We start from the raw sequence: 6,000 nt of genomic DNA, 5'->3' as shown, positions 1-6,000 counted from the left end.
GCGCCGCGACCGAGGTCAAGGGAGCGCGCTGGGTGAACGTGGTGCTCGGCAACGTCAAACGAGCGATCAGCGGTTGCTACCACGCCATGCGCCAGGCCAAGTACGCGCGGCGCTATCTGGCCGAAGCCGCCTACCGCTTCAACCGCCGTTTCCGACTTGCCGAGCTGCTGCCGCGACTGGCGCGCGCCATGACCCTGTGCAAGCCTTGGCCAGAGACGAAATTGCGCGCCGTCGACAATTTTCATGGCTGAGCGTCGTCGCTAATCAGGTTGCGTGTTGACGGAGGTATGCGGAGAACCGCCGCCCCCGCCGCCAACGCCAACGGAACCATTTCCACCGCCGCCGCCATCGCCATCATCAATCCATGTCACATCGCACACGTAGCTTTGCTGATACCCAGGGGTGCCAGTAGTGCAAATCACCGGGTGGGCTACCATGACTGCCTTGGCCTGATGAGGCGAGGCGAGTAGCCCCAGAGCTAAAGCAAGGAACAAGAAAAAACGCGGCAAGGAACTCACTCGAACCTGTGGCCATAGCGTACTGGCTCTGAAGTCTCCTCCGTTGTCTTGCATCGCAGTCGAAGCCCGTGCGGCTGCCGACAGGCAGTTCCTTTGCCGATTCAACTTCATGTCTTTCCCCTATCCGGTATGACACCAAAGTCCCAGTTGTAGACTTGAGCTTCGATAACAGCAATGTCAACAAGCAAGTTGTTACGCTTTAATTCCTAAAAAAATAACGAACCCATTATGTCCATATAACCGAACACCATGAAGTTAGGCACAATGATTTTCCAAATGCCCGCCGGATCCTACGTACAACACGGGCGCGTGGCAGAATCCCCCCATGCAAACCTATCTAGTCGGCGGCGCGGTCCGCGACAAACTGTTGAACCGCCCGGTGGTCGACCGTGACCACGTGGTGGTCGGCGCGTTGCCGGAGGAACTGCTGGTGCTTGGCTACAAGCCGGTGGGCAAGGATTTCCCGGTGTTCCTGCATCCCGACACCGGCGAGGAGTACGCGCTGGCGCGCACCGAGCGCAAGAGCGGGCGCGGCTACCACGGCTTCGTGTTTCAGGCCGACCCGACGATCACGCTGGAGCAGGACCTGGCCCGGCGCGACCTCACCATCAATGCAATCGCCGAGGACGAGCACGGCGCATTGACCGACCCGTTCGGCGGCGTGCGCGACATCGAGGCGCGCGTGCTGCGCCACGTGTCGCCAGCGTTCGTGGAGGACCCGGTGCGAGTGCTGCGGGTGGCGCGCTTCGCCGCGCGCTTCGCGCCGCTGGGCTTCGCGGTGGCCGACGAGACGATGGCGCTGATGCGGCAGATGGTGGCCGACAGCGAGGTCGACCACCTGGTGCCGGAGCGCGTGTGGGCGGAAACGCGCAAGGCGCTGGGCGAGCCGCAGCCGTCCGCGTTCCTGCGCGTGCTGCGCGAGTGCGGCGCGTTGGCCGTGCTGTTTCCCGAGGTCGACGCGCTGTACGGTGTGCCGCAGCGCGCCGAGTTCCACCCGGAGATCGACACCGGCGTGCACGTGGAGCTGGTGCTGGACGCGGCGGCGCGGCTGGCGCCGGGCAACGACGTGGTGGGCTTCTGCGCACTGACCCACGATCTCGGCAAGGCGCTGACCCCGGCCGCCGAGCTGCCGCGCCACATCGGCCACGAGCATCGCGGCGTAGCGCCGCTGCTCGCGCTGGCCGCGCGGCTGAAGGTGCCGACCGAGCACGCGACGCTGGCCGCGCTGGTCTGCCGCGAGCATCTGAACGTGCACCGCGCGTTCGAGCTGAAGCCGGCCACCGTGCTGAAGCTGCTGGGCGCGCTGGATGCCCTGCGCCGGCCGGCGCGACTGGAGCTTTTCCTCGCCGCCTGCGAGGCGGACCAGCGCGGCCGGCTGGGCCGCGAGCACGACGCCTACCCGCAGGCGGACTACCTGCGCGCGGCACGCGCTGCCGCCGCGGCGGTCGAGTCCGCCGACTTCGTCGCCCGCGGCCTGGCCGGCCCGGCGATCGGCCAGGCGATGCAAACGGCGCGGATCCACGCCATCGCCAGTCTGAAAACTCAGCCTTCGCCAAGCGGATCCGCGGTATAAAGCCCGGATGACGACGCCCGCTGCGGGCACCCGTCGATCCCTTCCTGCTGGAGTTGCCCGTGTCGAGTGCGTTCACCCCGACCTCTCCCTTGCGTCAGCGTTTCCGCCCGCTGTGGTGGCTGGCGATCACCTACCTGGCGATCTCGTTCGCCACCCGCGTGGTGCTGCTGGTGATGTCCGGCAGCGAGGTGCCGCACACGGCGCTGAACCTGCTGTACGCGTTCGGCGTGGGGCTGGGCTACGACCTGGTCACCTGCATCTACGTGGCGTGGCCGCTGGTGCTGTTGCTGTGGATCGTGCCGACGCGCTCCGGGCGCATGCCGGGACTGTGGCGCTGGCTGTTGTCCGCCGCCGGCCTGGTGCTGGCCTGCGCGATCTGCCTGGGCGTGCTGCACCTGATGTACCACGCCACGCTCAAGACCACCTGGCCGGCGCTGCTGCCGTTCCTGTTCGTGCTGCCGTTGACCGCGTTCACCTACACCTCGCGCGCCGGCCAGTGGGTGCTGTACGGCTTCGCCCTGCTGCTGCTGTACGGACTGCTGTTCGTGGCGGCGTCCGAGCTGGTGTTCTGGAACGAGTTCAGCGTGCGCTTCAACTTCATCGCGGTGGACTACCTCGTCTACACCACCGAGGTGATCGGCAACATCCGCGAGTCCTATCCGATCGGCCGCTGGCTGACGCTGCTGGCGGCGCTGGCGCTGGTCTTGTTCGCGCTCGGCCGGCGCGCCCTGCGCGTGCGCGACGATGGCAGCCGCTTCTGGCAGCGCGGCAAGGTGGCGCTGCTGTGGCTGGTGTTGACGGTGGTTTCGGTCGCCGCGGTGAACGGCGGCATGAAGGACCGCACCGGCAACAACTACGTCAACGAGCTGGCCGGCAACGGCATCTACCAGTTCTTCAATGCGTTCCGCAGCAGCCACCTCGACTACGCGAAGTTCTACCGCACGCTGCCGGACGACGAGGCGTTCCGCCGCGTGCGCGAGATGCTGAAGACGCCCGAGGCGAGCTACGTCAGCGACGACCCGCGCGACCTCACCCGCACGATCCGCCACGCCGGCCCGGAGAAGCGCCTCAACGTGGTGCTGATCAGCGTGGAGAGCCTGTCTGGCGACTACCTGGGCACGTTCGGCAACCAGGAAAAGATCACGCCGTACCTGGATGCGCTGGCCGGGCAAAGCCTGTTCTTCGACAATCTCTACGCGAACGGCACGCGCACCGTGCGCGGGCTGGAAGCACTGGCGCTGTCGGTGCCGCCCACGCCCGGCGATTCGCTGCTGAAGGAGCGCGGCAACGAGAACCTGTTCTCGCTGGCCAGCGTGTTCAACGACCGCGGCTACCAGTCGGACTTCGTCTACGGCGGCTACGGCGAGTTCGACAACATGAACTATTTCTTCAGCCACAACGGCTATCGCGCGGTCGACCGGCGCGACATCCCGAAGACCGCCACGATCCACCGCGAGAACGTATGGGGCGTCGCCGACGAGGACCTGTACACGCTGGCAATGGGCCAGATGGACCAGATCGCGGCCTCCGGCAAGCCGTTCTTCCTGCACATCATGACCACCTCCAACCACCGGCCGTTCACCTTCCCGGAAGGCCGCGTGAAGCAGGCCAACGGCACCCGCCAGGGCGCGGTGGCCTATACCGACTGGGCGATCGGCGACTTCATTCGGCGCGCGCGCGCGAAGCCGTACTTCGACGATACCGTGTTCGTGATCACCGCCGACCACTGCGCCTCCAGCGCAGGCAAGACCAGCGTGCCGGTGAACCGCTACCACGTGCCGCTGTGGATCTACGCGCCGAAGCACATCCAGCCGCGGCGGGTGGACCGCCTGATGGGCCAGGTCGACATCGCGCCGACCCTGCTCGGCCTGCTCAACTTCAGCTACCGCTCGCGCTTCTTCGGCTACGACCTGTTCCAGCTGGAACCCGGCCGTGAACGCGCGTTTCCGGCCACCTACGAGAAGCTCGGCTACCTGCACGAGGACGTGCTCACCGTGCTGGAACCCGGGCGCAAGCTGGAGCAGATGAAGCCGGACTATGCCAGCGGCGACGCCGTGCCGCTGGTGCCGCAGAACGAGGAGCAGATCGCACAGACAATCGCCTACTACCAGGTCGCCAGCGAGCTGTTCAAGCGCGGCCAGCTGCTGCGCCGGCCAACCGATGCGACGCCGGTGGAACCGCTGCCGGCAGCGCCCGGTTCGGTGCCTGCGTCCGCCGGCTCGACGGTGGCGCCGGCAGCGCCCGGCTCAGCCCCCGCGCCGGCGCACTGACCACGCTTCCACGCTCGCCAGCACGTTGGCGAGCGGTGTGCGCAGCAGCAGCAGCGCGATGACGATGCCGGCGCCATCGGCGAGCACGTCCAGCGCATCGGCGTCGCGCGGCGGGTCCAGCCACTGCGCGAACTCGATGAAGACGCCAAACGCCAGGCAGCCCAGCGTGGCCCAGCCGCGCGGGCGACGCGCGCGGTAGACATTGCCCCACCAGCCCATCAGGCAGGTGAAGGTGGTGGCGTGCAGCAGCTTGTCGCCGTACGGAAACGCCAGCGTGATGTCCGGATCCGGCGTCAGCGCCATCCACAGCGTCCACAGCATGATCGCGCCGCCCAGCGCGACCCAGGCGCGATGCCAGCGCAGCCGTGCGGACGTCTGGACGTCCATGGCGCCGGTCAGAGCCGCCCACCCTGGTCGGCGGCGAGCAGTTCGGCCGGCAGCGGCAGGGCATCGAGGCCACGCGCCAGCAGCATGGCCTGGAAGCGCTCGCCCATCTGCTCGGGCAGCATCAGCCGCTTCGCCTGCTGCGCCAGCCGGTAGCGGCCGTGCTCGTCGGCGATCGCCGCGTGCTCGCGCTCGAACACGTCCTGCAAGCCGGCACCGATCAGGAGCTGCGCCTGCGGCAGGTAGCCCACGACGCCGAAGCCGGCGCTGTTGCCGGCCTCGGCCAGCGCGGTGAAATCGACCGAGGCGGTGAGGTCGTTCAGCCCCGGCAGGTACAGCGGATCGGCGTGCGCATGGTGGCGGTAATGCGCCATCAGCGTACCGTCGTCACGCTCGGGCAGGTAGTACTCGCGGCGCACGTAGCCGTAGTCGATGAACAGCATCAGCCCGGCGGTGAGCGCACCAGCCACCGCCTGGATCCAGTACGGCAGCTGCGGCAGGATCTCCGAGCGGTAGCCATTGGCGAACTCGATGCCGAGGTCGCGCTCGACGTGGCGCACCGCACCGGTCACCAGCGCGTCGGCCGGGCGGTCGACGCGGATCAGCCGGCCTTCGCCGTCGAGCGCCACGTATTCCTCGTAGACCTCGCCCTGGCGTATCGCGAAGCGGGTGGCCGGCAGCGCGTCGATCACTTCGTTGGCGAACAGCACGCCACGCCAGTCCTGCTCGGGCGGGCGATCCAGCCATTGCACGCGGGCATGCAGATCGGCCGGCAGGTTCGCGGCAAGCCGCTCGCGCTGGCGTTCGCGCAAGTCGGCGCTGGGCTCCAGGATCAGGTATTGCCGCGGCAGCGTGCCGCCGGCCGCCAGCGCCTTCAGCGCCGCCTCGGCGAACGCGCCGCTGCCGCCGCCCAGTTCGAGGAAATCCGCCTCGTCGCCGAGCATCGCCAGCACCGGCTGCACCGCATTCACCACGCAGCCGGCGAACAGGTCACCCAGCTCCGGCGCGGTGACGAAGTCGCCGGCAGCGCCGAACTTGGTGCGCCCGGCGCTGTAGTAGCCCAGCCCCGGCGCGTACAGGCAGCGCTCCATGTACTGCGAGAACGGCATCGGCCCGTGCGAGGCGATCTGTTCGCGCAGCAGCTGCAGCAGACGGTCGGCATGGGCGCGTTCGTCGGCGCTCGGTTCGGGCAGGCGGGAGGGCATGGCGGTTGCCGGTCATGAAAACGCGGCAAGCATAACGGATGGACCGCAGC

At 68.0% G+C, this 6,000-nt stretch carries 5 protein-coding genes; 3 read left to right on the top strand and 2 right to left on the bottom strand.

What is annotated here, in order from left to right:
• The 3 genes from RHOOR87_RS0117550 to RHOOR87_RS0117540 form a co-directional block, all read left to right on the top strand.
• Positions 1–251 (top strand): transposase (locus RHOOR87_RS0117550; protein ID WP_027485772.1); only part of this gene is annotated, 251 nt, incomplete at its 5' end.
• Between the two features lie 592 nt (positions 252–843).
• Positions 844–2,091, top strand: coding sequence for a multifunctional CCA addition/repair protein (locus RHOOR87_RS0117545; RefSeq protein WP_007508890.1), 1,248 nt, complete (start codon positions 844–846; stop codon positions 2,089–2,091).
• Between the two features lie 59 nt (positions 2,092–2,150).
• A complete protein-coding gene (locus RHOOR87_RS0117540; RefSeq protein WP_043795920.1) occupies positions 2,151–4,361 on the top strand; it encodes an LTA synthase family protein in 2,211 nt (736 codons plus the stop codon).
• Here the strand turns inward: RHOOR87_RS0117540 and RHOOR87_RS0117535 are convergent.
• Positions 4,338–4,748 (bottom strand): VanZ family protein, encoded by a 411-nt coding sequence (locus RHOOR87_RS0117535; protein ID WP_007508886.1) that lies wholly within the window; start codon positions 4,746–4,748, stop codon positions 4,338–4,340. The genes RHOOR87_RS0117540 and RHOOR87_RS0117535 overlap by 24 nt on opposite strands.
• Before the next feature lie 8 nt (positions 4,749–4,756).
• Positions 4,757–5,950, bottom strand: coding sequence for an SAM-dependent methyltransferase (locus tag RHOOR87_RS0117530; RefSeq protein ID WP_015446527.1), 1,194 nt, complete (start codon positions 5,948–5,950; stop codon positions 4,757–4,759).
• Positions 5,951–6,000 lie beyond the last annotated feature (50 nt).

Origin of the sequence: Rhodanobacter sp. OR87 (genome assembly GCF_000473345.1) — a bacterium.
In the GTDB taxonomy this organism is placed as follows: Bacteria; Pseudomonadota; Gammaproteobacteria; order Xanthomonadales; family Rhodanobacteraceae; genus Rhodanobacter; species Rhodanobacter denitrificans.
Note: the sequence above shows the minus strand (reverse complement) of the source record. Positions and strands in the feature narration are given on the sequence as shown.

Excerpts from the sequence above, each read along its gene's own strand:
- RHOOR87_RS0117545 (WP_007508890.1), top strand. The coding sequence starts at position 844 with ATGCAAACCTATCTAGTCGGCGGCGCGGTCCGCGACAAACTGTTGAAC.
- RHOOR87_RS0117535 (WP_007508886.1), bottom strand. The coding sequence starts at position 4,748 with ATGGACGTCCAGACGTCCGCACGGCTGCGCTGGCATCGCGCCTGGGTC.
- RHOOR87_RS0117530 (WP_015446527.1), bottom strand. The coding sequence starts at position 5,950 with ATGCCCTCCCGCCTGCCCGAACCGAGCGCCGACGAACGCGCCCATGCC.